At 74.3% G+C, this 16,799-nt stretch carries 14 protein-coding genes; 6 read left to right on the top strand and 8 right to left on the bottom strand.

Annotation, left to right across the window (positions count from 1 at the left end; genetic code table 11):
* Positions 1-96 precede the first annotated feature (96 nt).
* Entirely contained in the window at positions 97-2,541 is a 2,445-nt protein-coding gene (locus AQJ64_RS32770) for a right-handed parallel beta-helix repeat-containing protein (protein WP_055634130.1), read from the top strand.
* Between the two features lie 5 nt (positions 2,542-2,546).
* Here the strand turns inward: AQJ64_RS32770 and AQJ64_RS51275 are convergent, their stop codons facing one another.
* The gene (locus AQJ64_RS51275; RefSeq protein WP_055634131.1) at positions 2,547-5,075 is read right to left on the bottom strand and encodes an alpha/beta hydrolase family protein; all 2,529 of its coding nucleotides are present in this window, start codon (positions 5,073-5,075) and stop codon (positions 2,547-2,549) included.
* A gap of 263 nt (positions 5,076-5,338) precedes the next feature.
* Between AQJ64_RS51275 and AQJ64_RS32760 the strand changes: the two genes are divergently transcribed.
* Together AQJ64_RS32760 and AQJ64_RS32755 are read left to right on the top strand one after the other, a co-directional pair.
* The gene (locus AQJ64_RS32760) at positions 5,339-6,169 is read left to right on the top strand and encodes a DeoR/GlpR family DNA-binding transcription regulator (RefSeq protein ID WP_055634132.1); all 831 of its coding nucleotides are present in this window, start codon (positions 5,339-5,341) and stop codon (positions 6,167-6,169) included.
* 52 nt (positions 6,170-6,221) lie between these two features.
* Positions 6,222-6,698 (top strand): SRPBCC family protein, encoded by a 477-nt coding sequence (locus AQJ64_RS32755; protein WP_055634133.1) that lies wholly within the window; start codon positions 6,222-6,224, stop codon positions 6,696-6,698.
* A 15-nt stretch (positions 6,699-6,713) separates the two neighbouring features.
* On the opposite strand, the gene cds1 is transcribed toward AQJ64_RS32755, so the two are convergent.
* On the bottom strand, positions 6,714-7,838 hold the full coding sequence (cds1, locus tag AQJ64_RS32750; protein WP_055634134.1) for an L-cysteine desulfhydrase Cds1: 1,125 nt from the start codon (positions 7,836-7,838) through the stop codon (positions 6,714-6,716).
* Positions 7,839-8,204: 366 nt separating this feature from the next.
* Between cds1 and AQJ64_RS32745 the strand changes: the two genes are divergently transcribed.
* Together AQJ64_RS32745 and AQJ64_RS32740 are read left to right on the top strand one after the other, a co-directional pair.
* On the top strand, positions 8,205-8,528 hold the full coding sequence (locus AQJ64_RS32745; RefSeq protein WP_055634135.1) for a hypothetical protein: 324 nt from the start codon (positions 8,205-8,207) through the stop codon (positions 8,526-8,528).
* A gap of 208 nt (positions 8,529-8,736) precedes the next feature.
* Positions 8,737-9,276: an ATP-binding protein gene (locus AQJ64_RS32740; RefSeq protein WP_206189699.1), complete on the top strand. Its 540-nt coding sequence runs from the start codon at positions 8,737-8,739 to the stop codon at positions 9,274-9,276.
* A gap of 41 nt (positions 9,277-9,317) precedes the next feature.
* Here AQJ64_RS32740 and AQJ64_RS32735 read toward each other — a convergent pair whose 3' ends face one another.
* From AQJ64_RS32735 to AQJ64_RS32725, 3 genes are read right to left on the bottom strand one after another with little or no spacing between them, the layout of a single operon-like run.
* Entirely contained in the window at positions 9,318-11,879 is a 2,562-nt protein-coding gene (locus AQJ64_RS32735; RefSeq protein ID WP_055634136.1) for an ABC transporter permease, read from the bottom strand.
* Positions 11,876-12,625: an ABC transporter ATP-binding protein gene (locus tag AQJ64_RS32730; protein ID WP_055634137.1), complete on the bottom strand. Its 750-nt coding sequence runs from the start codon at positions 12,623-12,625 to the stop codon at positions 11,876-11,878. Before AQJ64_RS32730 ends, AQJ64_RS32735 begins: the two co-directional genes overlap by 4 nt.
* The gene (locus tag AQJ64_RS32725) at positions 12,622-12,903 is read right to left on the bottom strand and encodes an SHOCT domain-containing protein (RefSeq protein ID WP_055634138.1); all 282 of its coding nucleotides are present in this window, start codon (positions 12,901-12,903) and stop codon (positions 12,622-12,624) included. The genes AQJ64_RS32730 and AQJ64_RS32725 overlap by 4 nt, the downstream gene beginning before the upstream one ends.
* A gap of 272 nt (positions 12,904-13,175) precedes the next feature.
* Between AQJ64_RS32725 and AQJ64_RS46780 the strand changes: the two genes are divergently transcribed.
* On the top strand, positions 13,176-13,361 hold the full coding sequence (locus AQJ64_RS46780; protein WP_079062080.1) for a DUF1272 domain-containing protein: 186 nt from the start codon (positions 13,176-13,178) through the stop codon (positions 13,359-13,361).
* Positions 13,362-13,389: 28 nt separating this feature from the next.
* Here AQJ64_RS46780 and AQJ64_RS32720 read toward each other — a convergent pair whose 3' ends face one another.
* From AQJ64_RS32720 to AQJ64_RS32710, 3 genes are all read right to left on the bottom strand, one after another.
* Positions 13,390-14,280 (bottom strand): NAD(P)-dependent oxidoreductase, encoded by an 891-nt coding sequence (locus tag AQJ64_RS32720; protein WP_055634139.1) that lies wholly within the window; start codon positions 14,278-14,280, stop codon positions 13,390-13,392.
* Between the two features lie 522 nt (positions 14,281-14,802).
* Positions 14,803-16,047 carry an ROK family protein gene (locus AQJ64_RS32715; protein ID WP_055634140.1) on the bottom strand — a complete coding sequence of 415 codons (1,245 nt, stop codon included), beginning with the start codon at positions 16,045-16,047 and terminating at the stop codon, positions 14,803-14,805.
* Positions 16,048-16,074: 27 nt separating this feature from the next.
* On the bottom strand, positions 16,075-16,779 hold the full coding sequence (locus AQJ64_RS32710) for an alpha-ketoglutarate-dependent dioxygenase AlkB family protein (RefSeq protein ID WP_055634141.1): 705 nt from the start codon (positions 16,777-16,779) through the stop codon (positions 16,075-16,077).
* Positions 16,780-16,799: the final 20 nt, after the last annotated feature.

Genomic DNA, 16,799 nt, shown 5'->3' with positions numbered 1-16,799 from the left:
AACTCACCGCCCGCGCGCACGCTACGGTGGTCCGGCCGGATGATGCATGATTCGGCATCAAACCCGCGTACGACGAGGTGGGGGCACATCAACGCCATGGCACAGGGCACGGTCCAGGTGACGCACACCGGCACATCGAGGTGGCGCCGCCGCACGGGTGAGTACGCATCGCTCGCCGCCGCCCTGGAGGCCGCGGCCGAGGGCGATGTCCTCACCATCGCTCCCGGCACCTACCGGGAGAACCTCGTCGTGCAGCGGTCGGTGACCCTGCGCGGCCCCGAGGGCTCGCCCGGCTCCGTACGGATCGCTCCCGTCGACGGAGTGCCGCTGACGGTGTGCGCGTCGGCGGTGGTGCAGGACCTGCACGTGGAGGGCCAGGACGCGGCCGCCCCGGCGGTCCTCGTCGAGGAGGGCACGCCCGAACTGCTGGACATGCGGATCGTCACGCGGTCCGCCACGGGCATCGAGGTGCGCGGCAACGCCCGTCCCACGGTGCGGCGGTGCACGGTCGACAACCCGGCGGGCATCGGGATCGCCGTGGTCGACGGCGGCGGCGGTGTCTTCGAGGAGTGCGAGGTCGTCGCGGCCGGGCAGGCGGGCGTCCTGGTCCGCGGGGGCGCGCACCCCCGCCTCGAGCGCTCCCGGATTCATCACGCCTCCGGTACCGGGGTGAGCGTCACCGGTGACAACTCCGGTCTGGAAGCGGTGGGTTGCGAGATCTACGAGGTCCGGGGCAGCGGGGTGCAGATCACCGCGCGGGCCACCGCCCACCTCACCGACTGCGCCGTGCACCGCACCACCGCCGACGGGGTCACGCTCGACACCGACGCGGTGCTGACGCTGGCCGACTGCCGTATCCACGACATCCCGGAGAACGCGATCGACCTCAGGTCGCGCTCCGTGCTGACGCTGACCCGCACGACGGTGCGTCAGTTCGGGCGCAACGGGCTGTCGGTGTGGGACCCGGGCACCCGGGTGGACGCCAACCAGTGCGAGATCTTCGACAGCACCGGCGACTACCCGGCCGTATGGGTCAGCGACGGCGCGACCGCCGTACTCGACTCCTGCCGGGTGCACGACGTGCCGGACGCGCTGTTCGTCCTCGACCGCGGCTCGCGCGCGGACGTCATCGACAGCGATCTGGCCCAGGTGCGCAACACGGCCGTGTCGGTGAGCGACGGCGCGACCGCGCAGCTCGACGACTGCCGGATCCGGGAGGCCGCGACCGGCGCCTGGTTCCGCGACCACGGCAGCGGCGGCACCCTCAACAACTGCACGGTGGACGGCGTCCAGACCGGTGTGATCGTCACCAAGGGCGCCGACCCGACGGTCGAGCGCTGCACGGTCACCTCCCCCGCCGAGGCCGGTTTCTACGTCTCCGCCGGGGGCCGGGGCAGTTTCCTGAACTGCCGGGTGACCGACAGCGGCGGCTACGGCTTCCATGTGATAGACGGTTGCCGGGCCACCCTGCGCAGATGCCGTACCGAGCGCTGCGCCCGCGGGGGGTACGAGTTCGCGGAGACCGGGGCCGACGGGGCGCCCGGTGCGGGGGCCGTGGTCGAGGACTGCACCAGCGACGAGAGCGCCGGTCTGCGGACCGCGGCGAGCCGGGAGACGGCCGTGCAGACGACCCCCTCCGCGGTGGGTCTGCTCGGTCCGGTCCCCGAGCAGCGGGTGACCGTGCCGGAGCCGCAGGCGGCGCCGGACGAGGCCGGGACGGAGATGTCGGTGCGGACCTCGAAGGACGTACTGGGCGAACTCGACGCGCTGGTGGGCCTGGAGAGCGTCAAGCGCGAGGTGCGGGCGCTGACCGACATGATCGAGGTGGGCCGGCGCCGGCAGCGGGCGGGCCTGAAGGCGGCCTCGGTCAAGCGCCACCTGGTGTTCACGGGTTCCCCCGGCACCGGCAAGACGACGGTCGCACGCCTGTACGGCGAGATCCTCGCCGCCCTGGAGGTGCTGGAGAAGGGCCATCTCGTCGAGGTGTCCCGGGTCGACCTCGTCGGCGAGCACATCGGCTCCACCGCCATCCGTACGCAGGAGGCCTTTCAGCGGGCGCACGGCGGGGTGCTGTTCATCGACGAGGCGTACGCGCTGTCGCCGGAGGACGCGGGCCGGGACTTCGGCAAGGAGGCCATCGACACGCTGGTGAAGCTGATGGAGGACCACCGGGACTCCGTGGTGGTGATCGTGGCGGGCTACACGGCCGAGATGGAGCGGTTCCTGACGGTCAACCCGGGCGTGGCGTCCCGTTTCTCACGGACCATCACCTTCGGCGACTACGGCCCGGACGAGCTGCTGCGGATCGTGGAGCAGCAGGCCGAGGAGCACGAGTACCGGCTGGCGCCGGGCAGCGCCGAGGCCCTGCGGAAGTACTTCACCGAGATCCCCAAGGGTGCCGCCTTCGGCAACGGGCGTACAGCACGGCAGACGTTCGAGGCGATGGTGGAGCGGCATGCCAGCCGGGTCGCGCAGCTCGCGGAGCCCAGCACCGACGATCTGACCCTGCTGTTCGTGGAGGACCTGCCCGAGCTGCCCTGACCCGCTCAGCCGCGCTGCCCGCGCTGCCCGGGCAGCTCCGGGCTCAGCCGGGCCAGCAGGCGGGCGCGTTCCTCGGCGAAGGCCGGGTCCGCCTGGTAGTCGGAGTGGCCCAGGACGGGCGCGGGCAGCGGGTGTTCGGCGGTGCGGCCGTACGCCAGGGGGTCCGCGAGGGGGGCGCGGTCCACCTCGGGGCCGCAGTCGTCGCCGGTCAGGCGCACCGGGCCGCCGATGGGGTCGGTGAGCCGGTACAGGTTGCGCCAGCAGTCGATGTCCCGGTGCAGGGCGGCGAGGGCGGCCGGCCCGAAGTGGGCCGGGAACCAGCGGCCGTAGAGGCGCTCGATCGGGGAGCCGTAGGTCAGCAGGGCGACCCGTTTGCGGTCGGACGGTTTCAGCTGCCAGGCGGCGGCCGCGGCGAGGACACTGCCCTGGGAGTGCCCGGAGATGACGAGCCGGCCGCCGGTGGCCCGGGTCCAGCCGGTCATCCGCCAGGTGAGGTCGGGCACCGCGCGCTCGGCGTAGCAGGGCGGGGCGAAGGGGTGAGCGGCACGCGGCCAGAAGGTGCCCACGTCCCAGAGGATGCCGATGGTGCGCCGTGCGGAGGCGTCCTTGTAGGCGCGCCGGCCCCAGGTGACGAACAGTATGAAGCCGAGGCCGATCAGCCAGGAACCGAGCGCCTGCGCGGCCTGGGCGGCGCCCTGCACGAAGGGGCCGGCCGCCGCCGTGGCCCGGACCGGGGTCCTACCGCTCGCGAACGCTCCGACGAGGGCGCCCGCGCCGAGGAGCAGGGTCGAGGTGGCGGTGACGGCGACGAGGAGGGGTGCGCGGTCGGTGAGCGTGGCCATCGACCGTGTACGGGCGATTCGGCCGGTGCGGGCCGGGTCGCCGGGGTCGGCCCGGTACTCCCGGACCACCGCCGCCCGCTCGGCCCGGGTGAGCAGCCAGGTCCGCCGGCCGAGCAGAGCGCACAGCACCGCCAGGACGACGAGCAGCACGGGGATCATGGACGCCTGCCAGGTCAGCAGCACCGGCGGACCGTCGAGCGAGGTCCCGGTCCCGTCCAGCCAGTCCGAGACCCGCTGGGCCACCCCGCCGGACATCACCCCGCCGAGCGCACAGGCCAGCATCACGACGGCGGGCCCGCCCAGCCCCCGCAGCGCGGACCGCTCGCCGTCCGCGGACGCGGCCTCGGCGGACCGGCCTGCCGACGGCCTTGCCGGCCCCGGAACGGCCCCGGCAAGGCCGTCGGGCGCATCCGTTCCGTCCGCGCACGGGACGGCCGGGGCTGGGCGAGCGGCCGGAGGTACGGAGGAGTCGGCCGCCCCTCCCTGCGGAGGTACGGCAGGGACGGTGCTCCTCCCGCGTCCCGTGCCGTCCTTCGGGCTCCGGTGCAGGGAGCGGGCGACGGTGGCCAGACCGAGTACGAGGGCGCCCTGGGCCAGGGCGAGGGCGCCGAAGGCCGTGTCGCCGGCCAGACGGCCGGAGGAGTGCCAGTGCGGGCGGCTCCAGGCGGCGTAGACGAGGGTGAGGGCGAGGAGGGCGAGGGCGGTGAGCGGGAGGCGGTGGACCAGGTGGGCGTCGAGGGTGCGGTCGAGGCGGTTCTCGCTGCGGCCGCGCCGGCACACCACCCAGACCACGGCGAGCGCTCCGGCGGCCAGGGACACCTCCAGCAGCCGGCCGAGGGCGTCCAGGACGGCGGGGCCACCGGGGCGGTGGTCCTCGCGGGCCGCCGCCGTGCCGACCGCCGCGGCCACCGTGAACAGGCCCGCCGCGGTGTGGGCGGCCCGCAGGCGGGCGACGAGGCGGCGGCCGTACCAGAAGCCGGGGCGGCTGAGCGCGGTGTGGGCGGGGCCGTGCTCCGGCTCGGGACCGCGGTCGAGGGGCTCCTGGGACTCGTACGCCCGCCAGGTGCGGTGGGAGAGGTACCAGAGGAGGCCGGTCAGGGCGGTCGGGACCAGGGCCGCGAGGGCGAGGCGGCGGCCCGGCGGGCTCCACCAGCCGCCGTGCGAGCCGCTGGGGGACAGAAAGCCCAGCCAGGAGTGGCGCGCGGCGCACGCGCGGGTGCCCGCGCACTGCCAGGCCGTGAGGTCGAGGGCGACCTCGCAGGCCGCGGCGACGAGCAGGACGGTCAGACTGAGGCCGGCGAGCCGGACGAGCAGGCCGTAGAGCCGGACCGCGCGGGTTCCCTCGCGGGCGGCCGGGCGCATCCAGTGGGCCAGGTTGACCACCATGAACGGCAGCAGCAGCAGCCACAGGGCACGGGTGCCGTTGCCGGAGGTCAGGTTGGACCAGACGTACGCCTCCGGGACCGGCCGCCCGTGGTGATCGCCGGAGGGCGCGTTGGCGTCGGCGGCCGGGGCGTCCGCGTCGGCGTCCCCGGCGCGTCGGTAGACCGCCGCCGTCTCGTCGCCGGTGATCCGCACCGTGCGCGGATCGTTCAGCATCTTCTCGGGCGTGGCGCCGCCCACGCCGTGGACCAGGAGTTCCAGGGCCGCTCCGCCCGTCGAGGAACGTTCCACCGTTCGCACTTCCCCCATGACACGCCGCTTCCCTGTCTTCGTGCGGGCACAGGATCTCCGCTCCGGAGGGCGTCCACACCTCGGCACACCGAATCTGCCCGATCCGTGCGGCACAGGAACATCACAGCCCCTTGCTGGCATGCACGCGTCGGGGTGCTGGCACGGTCGGGGTCCTGTCGTGCGAGGATGGGACGCCCGCGCACCTGGGACTGGCGAGAATTCTCCCGTCGCAGCAGGTGAACGGGCCTGTCGAGCCGTTCGAGGAAAGGACCGGAGCGTACGTGAGCGAGAATCAGAACCTCCTCGCGGAGCAGCGCCGCTCCCTGATCCTGGACGAGGTGCGCCGCCGGGGCGGCGTCCGTGTCAACGAGCTGACCCGCAAGCTCGGCGTGTCGGACATGACGGTCCGCCGCGACCTGGACGCGCTGGCCCGCCAGGGCGTGCTGGAGAAGGTGCACGGCGGCGCGGTGCCGGTGGTGGAGGCGAGCACGCACGAGCCGGGCTTCGAGGCGAAGTCGGGACTGGAGCTGACCGCCAAGGAGGACATCGCGCGGGCCGCGGCGGAGCTGGTCGCGCCGGGGAGCGCGATCGCGCTGTCGGGCGGTACGACGACCTACGCGCTGGCGCACCAGCTGCTCGAGGTGCCGGACCTGACCGTGGTGACGAACTCGGTGCGGGTGGCCGATGTCTTCCACGTGGCGCAGCGCACCTCGGGTCCCCGGCAGGGCGCGGCGACGGTGGTGCTGACCGGTGGGGTGCGCACCCCGTCCGACTCGCTGGTGGGGCCGGTCGCCGACCAGGCCATCGCGGCGCTCCACTTCGATCTGCTGTTCCTCGGTGTGCACGGGATATCCACCGAGGCGGGCCTGTCCACGCCGAACCTGGCGGAGGCCGAGACCAACCGGCGTCTCGTGCAGTCGGCGCGCCGGGTCGTGGTGGTCGCCGACCACACCAAGTGGGGTGTGGTGGGGCTGAGTTCGTTCGCGGCCCTGGAGCAGGTCGACACCCTGGTCACGGACGCCGGGCTGCCGGGCGCGGCCCGCGCGGAGATCTCCGAGCATCTGCGGCGGCTGGTGGTGGCCGGCGAGAACGGTGCGGGGGAAGACATCTGACGGGGTGACGGCTAAGGTGGCGCGACCGTCGACCGAGGGGGTCCGTGTCGCCATGGTCCGTCGTCTGCGTGCCGAGGGCCTCGACTTCGTCGGGGCCGCTCCCGTACGGCTGGGTTTCACCCGTGACCTGTCCGCCTCGCCGGAGCGGGTCTTCCACGCGCTGGCCTCGGACGTCTCCGGCTGGGCCGAGTGGTTCCCGGCGGTCTCCTCGGCCGAGCCGTTCGGCGAAGGGGCGGGACGGGACGTACGGCTGCGGGGCGGCACCCGGTTCCGGGAGACCGTGCTCGCGGCGAAGGAGCCCGAACTGTACGCCTACCGGGTGGACGTCACCAACGTGCCGGGGGTGCGGGCGCTGGTCGAGGAGTGGCGCCTGGCACCGGCCGGGGCGGGGACTCGGGTGCGGTGGACGTTCGCCGCGGACGGGTCCGCACCGGTGCGGGGCGCGCTGCGGCTGGCGCGGCCGGGGCTCGGGTTCTCGTTCCGGGACGCGATGGCCCGGCTGGAACGGCGGCTCGCGACGGGCTCGTAGAGCGGCGCGCCCGGCTCATTCCGGCCAGACGCCGGTCGCCAGCAGTGACTCGATGGCCGCCGTGTAGGGCGCGATGTCCAGGCCCTGTTCGGCCAGCCAGACGTCGGAGTAGTACTTGTCGAGATAGCGGTCGCCGGGGTCGCACAGCAGGGTGACCACGCTGCCGCGCCGGCCGTCGGCGACCATCTCGGCGACGATCTTGAGCGCGCTCCAGAGTCCGGTGCCCGTGGAGCCGCCCGCCTTGCGGCCGATCGCCTGCTCCAGGGCCCGTACGGCGGCGACGCTGGCCGCGTCCGGGACCTTCATCATGCGGTCGATGGCACCCGGTACGAAGCTCGGCTCCATCCGGGGACGGCCGATGCCCTCGATGCGGGAGCCGCAGTCGTAGGTGACGTCCGGATCGCCGGTGGTCCAGCCCTCGAAGAAGCAGGAGTTCTCGGGGTCGGCGACACAGATGCGGGTGTCGCGCTGGGTGTAGTGGACGTACCGGGCGATGGTCGCGGAGGTGCCGCCGGTGCCGGCCGTGGCGACGATCCAGGCGGGCTCCGGGAATCGCTCCGACTCCAGCTGACGGAAGACGGATTCGGCGATGTTGTTGTTCCCGCGCCAGTCCGTGGCCCGCTCGGCGTAGGTGAACTGGTCCATGTAGTGGCCGCCGGTGTCCGCCGCGAGGCGGGCCGACTCCTCGTACATGGTGCGCGGGTCGTCGACGAAGTGGCAGCCGCCGCCGTGGAACTCGATGAGGCGGATCTTCTCGGCGCTCGTGGTGCGGGGCATGACGGCGATGAAGGGCACGCCGATCAGCTTGGCGAAGTACGCCTCGGACACGGCGGTGGAGCCGCTCGACGCCTCGATCACCGGGCGGTCCGGCCGGATCCAGCCGTTGCACAGGCCGTAGAGGAACAGCGAGCGGGCGAGGCGGTGCTTGAGGCTGCCGGTGGGGTGGGTCGACTCGTCCTTGAGATACAGGTCGACGCCCCAGCCGTCGGGGAGCGGAAAGCGGAGCAGATGGGTGTCGGCCGAGCGGTTGGCGTCGGCCTGGACCTTGCGGACGGCCTCTTTCAGCCAGTCGCGGTAGAAGACATCACTGTGGTCGACGTCGAGGGTGGCGCCGGTCCTGGTCTGCTGGGGGGTGGTCACGGCAGAAGCTCCTTACACGCGTCGCGCCGACGGGCGCCCGAGGCGGCCGACACACCGATCATAAGCACCTTCCGTACCGCTTCTCACCTGCATAAACACACCTTTGGGGGCCTCAAAGGCGGCCCTGGGGAGGCAGTGCGGGCGCACGGGGGGCGCATTCGCGCGAGTGCTCCTGAAGGCCGTGGTCGGCGCGTCGTACGTACTGGTGCTCGACGCCGGGCGCGGGCAGACTGCACCGGGCGGGGCGCGGCTCCCGGTCAGGGCGTACGCCCTCGGTGCGGCGCGGGTCCCGGACGGGGGCGCACACTGGATCACGGAGACGACGAGTTCGCTCACGCGAGGACGACCGCAAGGGGGCGGGGAGGCATGGCGGAGCCGGAGTTCACGGCGACGGGCGTGCGGATCGGGAAGAGACTGCGTTCGCTCACCCGGGCCGGGCAGGTCCGGATCAGCGGCGGCAGGCTGGAGTTGCTCACCAGCTACGGCAGCGAGATCGACAGCGCGCCGGTGCAGGCGGTCCGCGCCTCCCGGCCCTGGTTCGCCCCGGAGGACCGGGCGCTGGCGGACCTCAACGGCAACCGGTATCTGCTGACTCTCGGCGAGCACGACCCCGCGCCGGGCGAGCCGGGGCCGCCCGCGGCCCGCCGGTTCATCGAGGCCGTACGGAAGGCGGCGGGTCACTCCCGCTGAAGCGAAGCAGCCGAGCAGGCCCGGGCCGTGCGAGTTGCGCCGCGGGATCCCCTGAGTCACGCTGTTCTCACGTCACTCTGGGTTTACCGGCGATAACGCTGCGAACCAGCCCGCCGGCCACCGCAGCAGGCGGCCGCCTTGCGCAGCAGCTCTGCTCGATCGATCCGAACTCCGTGTTCTTCCGGACCTCAGTCGGGGAGTCGCAGCCGTGATCAGCAACCCAAGCAGGCACTGCACGGTGGAGCTCCAAGCCCTGCCGTCGCGGATCGGCCAGGTCCGCAGAATCGTATCGGCGCAGTTGCGCTACTGGCATCTCGATCCCCTCATAGACCGGGCCGCGCTCGGTGTGACGGAGCTGTTGACCAACGTCCACCTGCATGCCCGGCCCGACAAGACGTGTGTCGTGGAGATGGAGCTGCTGCTGGACCGGCTCACCGTCTCCGTGCGGGACCACGATCCGCGGCTTCCGGTGCCGGCGGACGTCCCGGAGACCGGGACCCTGACCACCTGCGGGCGCGGGCTCGCCATGGTGGCCGCGATGAGCGAGAGCTGGGGCGCGCGGCCGGACGGGGAGTCCGGCAAGGTCGTCTGGTTCACGCTGCCCGCGTCGGCCGTCGTGCCGGAGCGGTCGGCGCGTCCGCCGCGCCGTACGCCCCGGGAGCAGGTCGTGTCCCCGTTCCCGGAGGTGGTCGCGGTGGACGTCCACCGTGCCTCCCATGCTCCCGCCCGGTCCGCCGTCGTCGGCTGACCGGGCGGTGACCTGCCTTCACCGGGGGACCTCCCGTGAGGTCATTCGGTGGCGACGGCCCGCAGCACGTCCAGGCGGGCCGCGCGCCGGGCCGGGCGCACCCCGGCGAGGGCGCCCGCGGCGAGGCCCACGAGGGCGACGACGGTGAGCCGGGCGGGCGGCAGTGCGAAGGCGAAGGCGCTGTCGCTCGCCCCGTCGGAGGCCCGCACCAGCACCCAGCCGAGGAAGCTGCCGAGCACCAGGCCGCCCGCCGTGCCGAAGGCGGCGACCAGGACCGACTCCCAGCGGACCATGGCCCGCAGCTGGGACCGGGTCTGGCCGACGGCCCGCAACAGGCCGAGTTCGCGGGTGCGTTCGTGGATCGCCAGCGTCAGGGTGTTGGCGATGCCGAGGAGCGCGATCAGGACCGCGAGGGCGAGCAGGGCGTAGACGAGGGTGAGCATCATGTCGATGCCGCCGGCCGACGAGGCCGCGTAGGCGGCGCGGGTCTGCACCTCGGGGTTGCCGTAATGCGCGGCGACCCTCTCGACGGCCGCCTTGCCCCGGGCGGTGCTCACGCCGTCCTTGAAGGAGACGGCGATCAGGGTGTCGGCGTCCTGGGTGCGGTGCGGGGCCCAGGCGGCGCGGGTGATGACGTAGTCACCGGCGAGTTCCGACTGCCCGTAGACCGCGCGGACGGTGAAGGTCCGCCGCTCCCCGTCGGTGAAGGCGAGCCGGGCCGGGTCGCCGACGTGCAGCCCCTGGCGGTCGGCTTCCGCGCGGGTGACGGCGAGTCCGTCGGTACCGAGGGCGCGCAGGTCGCCGCGTACGGTGCCGAGGTCGAAGGTGCGGGCCAGGGCCGCCGGGTCGGTCACGGTCAACGCGCGTCCCTCGCCGCCGACTTCGGCCACTCCGCGGCCGAGCCCGACGGCGGTGTCGACCTCGGGCAGCGCGCCGATCGCGGGGGCCAGCCTCGGGCTCAGCCCGCTGCCGCCCGCGCCGAAGGACGGGGTGCTGACGGCGACGTCACCCGCGAAGGACCGGGAGACGGTCTGGTCCATGGTGGCCTTCAGCGAGGCCCCGAACACGGTGAACAGGGACACCACGGCCACGCCGATCATCAGGGCGCTCGCGGTGGCGGCCGTCCGCCCGGGGCTGCGCAGGGCGTTGCGCCGGGCGAGGCCTCCGGTGACACCGCGCAGCCGGTCCAGGGGGCCGCCGAGGACACGTACGGCCGGGCCGGAGGCGGCCGGGCCGAGGACGACGAAGGCGACCAGGGCGAGGACGGCGCCGAGGCCGGCCGGCCAGACGGAGGGGGAGACGAGCACTCCGGTCAGGGTCGCCGCGAGGGCCAGGACGAGCAGGGCGGCGCCGAGGAGGGCACGCGGCCGGGAGGCGCCCGAGGTGTCGACGGCGCTCTCGCGGAGCGCGGCCAGCGGGGCGGTGCGCCCGGCCCGCACGGCGGGCAGCAGGGCGGAGCCCAGACAGACCAGGACGCCGACCGCGAGGGGGATGCCCAAGGACAGGCCGCTGATCACCAGGTCGCCTTCGGGGAAGGGGAATCCGATGGCCGGGAACAGTGCCTGGAGACCGGCCGCGATCCCGATGCCGCCGGCCAGTCCGGCCGCGGAGCCGGTCACGGCGACGGCGCTCGCCTCGGTGAGGGCGGCCGCGGTGACCTGGCGGCGGGAGGCGCCGAGGGCACGCAACAGGGCGTTCTCACGGGTGCGTTGGGCGACGACGATGGCGAAGGTGTTGTGGATGGAGAAGGTGGCGACGAGCAGGGCGACCCCGGAGAACACCAGCAGGAACGTGGTGAAGACCGTGAGGAACCGGCTGGCGATCATGTCGGTGTTCTCGCGCGCCGACTCCTGCCCGGTGATGGCCTCGACGCCCTGGGGCAGGACGGGAGTCAGCCGGTGGACCAGCTCCGCCTGGCCCACTCCGGGGTCGGCGCGGACCACGATGCTCGTGGCCTCGCCGGGCCGGGCGGTGAGGTACCTCTCGGCGTCGGCGCGGGTCATGCCGGTGAAGGTCACCTGGGCCATGCCGTCCTCGCCGCCGAAGGTGGCGAGCCCGACGATCGTCACGCGCACCGGGTCGGGGGTGCGCAGGACGGTCGTGTCGCCGATCCTCAGTCCGCCCTTCTCGGCGGTGCCGCGGTTGACGACGACCTCACCGGACCGGGCGGGGGCACGGCCCTCGGCGAGCCGGTACGGATTGAGCTTCGGGTCGGCGATCCAGTTGCCGGCGAGGGTGGGCGGGCCCTGGCCCCCGATCGGCTTGCCGTCGCTGCCGAGGAGCTGGCCCGCGCCCTGGATGTCCGGGGCGGCGACCGCCACACCCGGCACCTTCTCGACGGCCGCGACGAGGGAGGTGCCGACCGGTCGGCGTACGCCCTGGCTCTCGCCGGGGGTGGTGATGACGTCGGCGCCGCGGACGACGGCGTCGGTGCCGGCGGTGGCACCGCCGAACATCGAGTCGAAGCTCGCGCGCAGGGTGTCGCCCATGACGAGCGTTCCGGCGAGGAAGGCCACGCCGAGGAAGACCGCGAGGAAGGTGCCGGCGAACCGCCGCCCGTGGGCGCGCAGCGAGGTGAGGCCGAGGCGCGGGGACGCGTTCATGACGGCACCTCGAAGGCTTTCATGCGGTCCAGGACGAGGTCGGCGGTCGGGGACTCCATCCGGTCGACGAGCCGTCCGTCGGCGAGGAAGACGACCTCGTCGGCGTGGGCGGCGGCCACCGGGTCGTGGGTGACCATGACGACCGTACGGCCGGTGCGACGGACGGTCCCGGCGAGGAGCCCGAGCACCTCTCCCCCGGTGCGGGAGTCGAGGTTGCCGGTGGGCTCGTCGGCGAAGACGACATCGGGACGGCCGGCGAACGCCCGGGCCACGGCGACCCGTTGCTGCTGTCCCCCGGAGAGCTGCGAGGGCCGGTGGTGCAGCCGGTCGCGCAGACCGACGGTGTCGACCAGCGCGTCGATCCACTCGGCCTCGCCCGCGGCGCCCGCGAGATCCAGCGGCAGCCGGATGTTCTCCTCGACGGTCAGGGTGGGCACCAGGTTGAACGACTGGAACACGAACCCGACCCGGTCACGGCGCAGGAGGGTGAGGCGGCGGTCGTCGAGGGCGCCCAGTTCGGTGTCGCCGATCCAGGCGGCGCCGGAGGTGAGCGTGTCCAGGCCCGCCGCGCAGTGCATCAGGGTGGACTTGCCGGAGCCCGACGGGCCCATGATCGCGGTGAAGCGTCCGGCCGGGAAGGCCACGCTCACCCCGTCCAGGGCCCGTACGGCGGTGTCTCCGACGCCGTACACCTTCACGGCGTCGGCGACCCGGGCGGCCGTCGTGAGGGCGGTCGCGGTGGTCACCGCGCACCCCCCTTCCGGCCGAACTGCTCGTCCAGGACGGACAGCCGGCGCCAGTACTCGTCCTCGTCGATCTCGCCGGCGGCGAAGCGCCGGCCGAGGACGGCGAGGGGCGAGTCGCCGGCGGGCCGGTCGACGGGATGCCAGGGGCCGCGTCGGCCGCGCCACACCGTGCGGCGCAGCAGGGTGACGACGCCGACCACGACGGCCGCCCAGATCAGCGGGAGGAACAGGATCCAGGGGCCGGGGCCGCCGCCGTCCCCGTTCGCCAGGGTGTTCATCTCGGGTCATCTCCTCGGTGGGGTTCCTCGGTGCTGCGATGCCTCGAGAATCCCGCCGGGAGGGGGCCCGGGTCGTCGTACGGCCAGCGGCAGTGCGGGTACCTCCCGGGGAGTACGCACGGGGTCCCGGGAGTGCTTCCCGCGTGCCACGGGAGGGGCGCTGGATGGCCCGATCGTGTCGGTACCTGTCCCGCCGGGACGCTGTCGGCCGGCGTACGGTCCGCGAGCATGGCCCGTGACGGAGAGACCCGCGGGTGAGGAGGGGTACGGCCATGGCCCTGGAGATGCGTGAGCGCTGCGAGCGCTGTACGACGGCCGCCCTGCCGCCCGACGGACCGGCGCTGATCTGCTCCTACGAGTGCACCTTCTGCCGGCCGTGCGGAGCGGCGCTGGGAGGTGTCTGCCCCAATTGCGGCGGCGAGTTGGTGGCCCGGCCGCGCCGAGCCGTCGGGGTGTGACGGCTCGGGTCGCGGGCCCGGGGGCGTTTCAGGCGGACGGCTTCTCGTCGAAGCTCGCGAAGTAGGCCGCCGCCATGTCCTCGTGGGCGTGTCCCTGCGCGGCCGCCCGCTCCAGGCGTTCCGCGCTCGCGGTCGCCACGTCGAGGCGGACGCCGCCCGCGCGGCCGGCCTCGACGATGAGACGGGCGTCCTTGGCCGCGGTGTCCACCGCGAACTGGGGCGGGGAGAGCCGGCCGTCGAGGATCATCCCGGCCTTGGCCCGCAGATAGCCCATGTCCAGCGGGCCGCCCTCGATCAGCCCGAAGAACGCCGCCGGGTCGACCTCCAGCGACCGGGCCAGCGCGAGCACCTCACCCGTCGCGGCGGTCGCGGCGATCACCCAGCTGTTGGCGACCAGTTTCAGCCGGGTGGCGCTGCCCGCGCCGCCGTCCTCGCCGGTCCACACCGTGCGCGCGCCGACCGCGTCGAAGACGGGGGCGACCGCGTCCCGGTGCCCGGCCGGGCCGGCCGCGAGGACCGTCAGCTGCCCGGCCTCGGCGGGCTGGCGGGTGCCCAGCACCGGCGCGTCGAAGAAGACGAGCCCGTGCTCCCGGGCGAAGGCGGCCAGGTCGCCGATCGCCTCGATGCCGGCGGTGGTCGACTGCACCCAGGCGACGCCCGGGCGCAGGGCGGGAGCGGCCTCGCGCATGACGTCCAGGGCGGCGGGACCGTCGTAGAGCATGGTCAGGACGACATCCGCGCCCCGGACGGCCTCGGCGGGGGTGTCGGTGACGGTGACGCCGTCGGCGGCCAGCGGCTCGGCCTTGGCGCGGGTGCGGTTCCAGGCGCGGACGGGGTGTCCGGCGCGGACGAGGTTGCGGGCCATGGCGGCACCCATGATGCCGGTGCCGAGGACACTCACGGTGGTCTTGTCGGTCATGCCGTCAACCTACTTCGCCGCGGCGCTCACCAGGCCGTCCAGCCGGGCCTGGTGACCGCTGGGCTTCGGGTCGGGGCGTTCCTGCGCCGGCGCCGCGGCGGGCCGGCCGTGCTGCGTCTCCTGGGTGAGGACGCGGCCCCGGCCCGCGGGCGGGTCCTCGACCAGCCAGGCGTGCAGGACGTGCAGCCGCTCCTCGGGGCCGCCGTCCTGCTGCGCGGTCCAGGACAGCGGGCCGGGGACGCCGTCGCCGGGAGCCCGGAACTCGACGACGTGCGCGTCGAGGGGCGGGAAAGCCGAAGGTGCCGAAGCGGAGGACCAGGTCGGCCTCGCGCCGCGGGCCGCCGCCCCGCGGGCAGGAGATGCCGGCGACGTTGTCGTAGTAGCCCTCCCACTCGCAGGTGTCGGTCGGGAAGTGCCGGACGCGGGCGGCCGTGAGGCCCTGGACGATCACCTCGTTGGAGACGAAGTCGTCGCCGGTGCCGGGCGGGTACCTCTCGGGCCAGGCCCTGAGGGAGACCGCGGTCAGGCCGCGCTCAGCGCCCCGAGGGGATCGTCGAGCACCGGCTGCCAGGCGAGCTCGGCCGCTCCGACCAGGCTGTTGTGGTCGAGGGTGCAGGCGAGGATGGGCACGCCGCCGCTGCGGCCCCAGAGGCTGCGGTCGGCGACGACGGCGCGCAGCCGGTCGGGGTCGGCGTCGAGGAGGGTGCGGTGCAGTCCGCCGAGGATGATCCGGTCGGGGTTGAGGATGTTCACCAGGCCCGCGAGTCCGAGGCCGAGCCGGTCGATGAGGGCTTCGGCGGCCGTGCGGACGACCGGGTCGCCGTACTCCTCGCGGATCAGCTCGTTGGCCTGGTGGAGCAGCGAGCCCTCGGGTCCGGGCTCGCGGCCGGCGGTCGTCAGCAGGGCCAGCGGGTCGGCCTCGACGTCGAGGCAGCCGCGGCCGCCGCAGTGGCAGGGGCCGCCCTCGGGGTTGACGGTGAGGTGCCCGACTTCGAGGGCGAGTCCCGAACTGCCCGTGTGCAGACGGCCGTCGAGGACGAGCGCGCCGCCGACGCCCCGGTGCCCGGTGGCCACGCACAGCAGGTCGCGGGCGCCGCGTCCGGCGCCGTGCCGGTGTTCGGCGAGGGCGGCGAGGTTGACGTCGTTGCCGACGAAGGCGGGGCCGCTGATCCCGGCGGCACGGACGCGTTCGGCGAAGACCTCCCGCACCGGGGCCCCCACCGGCCAGGCCAGGTGCAGGGGGTTGAGCGCCAGGCCTTCCGGTTCGGTGACCGCCGACGGCACGGCGAGCCCCGCGCCCACGCACCGGCGGCCGGTGCGGCGCAGCAGGTCGGCACCGGCGTCCATGGCGGCGCCGAGCACCTTCGCCGGATCGGCGTCGACGGCCTCACAGCTCGGGGTGGTGGCGACGATCCGGCCGCCGAGGCCGACCAGCGCGGCGCGGAACCCGTCGGCGTGCACCTGGGCGGCCAGGGCGACCGGGCCCTCCTCGGCGAGTTCGAGCCGGTGCGAGGGCCGGCCCTGGGAACCGGCGGCGGCACCGGGCCGCGCGTCGACCCGGATCAGCCCGAGTGCCTCGAGTTCGGCGGCGACCGCGCCGGCCGTGGCGCGGGTGACGCCGAGTTCCGCGGTGAGCACGGACCGGGTGGGCGCCCGCCCGGTGTGCACAAGCTCCAACGCGGGCCCGAGCGCACCGCGCCCCCGGTCCAATCGCGCCCTCGAGGTGGTCCCTTCCCCCGCCGGCCGGGGGTTCGCGTCGCCGCTCATGAGGGGGAGTCTCCCATGATCCGTTCGTCAGCCGCCGCCGGGGAAGCGGGCGGGTGCGTCGACCGACCGCGGGGGTGCGCCGGTGAAACCGCTCACCCTCAGGGTGACGTTCAGCCGCCCCGTCAGACCCAGCCCCGCCGGTGCCGTGCCCGGCAGGACGCGCGGCACTCCGTGGTAGGCGAGCCGGGACGCTCCGCCGAACACGAACAGATCGCCGCTGCGCAGCTCCACGTCGGTCCAGGGCCGGGTGCGGGTCTCGGTGTTGCCGAAGCGGAACACACAGGTGTCGCCGAGGCTCAGGGACACCACGGGCGCGTCGGACTGCTCGTCGGCGTCCCGGTGCAGGCCCATGCGGGCGTCGCCGTCGTAGAAGTTGATCAGCGCGATGTCGTAGCGGGCCTCGGTCGCCGCCCGGGGGCCCAGCGCGTCGGCCACCGCGCGCCGCCCCAGCTCGCCCAGCCAGTCCGGGAAGGGCTTCACCGGCGTCCCGTCGCCGTCGACGACCGTGCGGGCGTAGGCGTACGGATACCAGTGCCAGCCCAGACAGACCTGGCGCGCGGTCATCGTGCCGCCGCCGGGTGTGCGGACCGTGCGCAGGCCGGCCGGGGGGCTCGCCCACGCGCGGCAGGCTTCGAGGAGGCCGGCCTGGCGGTCCGCGTCGAGCCAGTCGGGCACGTGCACCGCGCCCGGCGCGATCCGGGCCCGCTCCCGGGGAAACAGCTCGCCGTCCATGAGGCCATCCTCCCCCACCG

Source organism: Streptomyces griseoruber (assembly GCF_001514205.1).
Lineage (GTDB): Bacteria > Actinomycetota > Actinomycetes > Streptomycetales > Streptomycetaceae > Streptomyces > Streptomyces griseoruber.
This window is presented reverse-complemented; position numbering and strand designations above follow the sequence as displayed.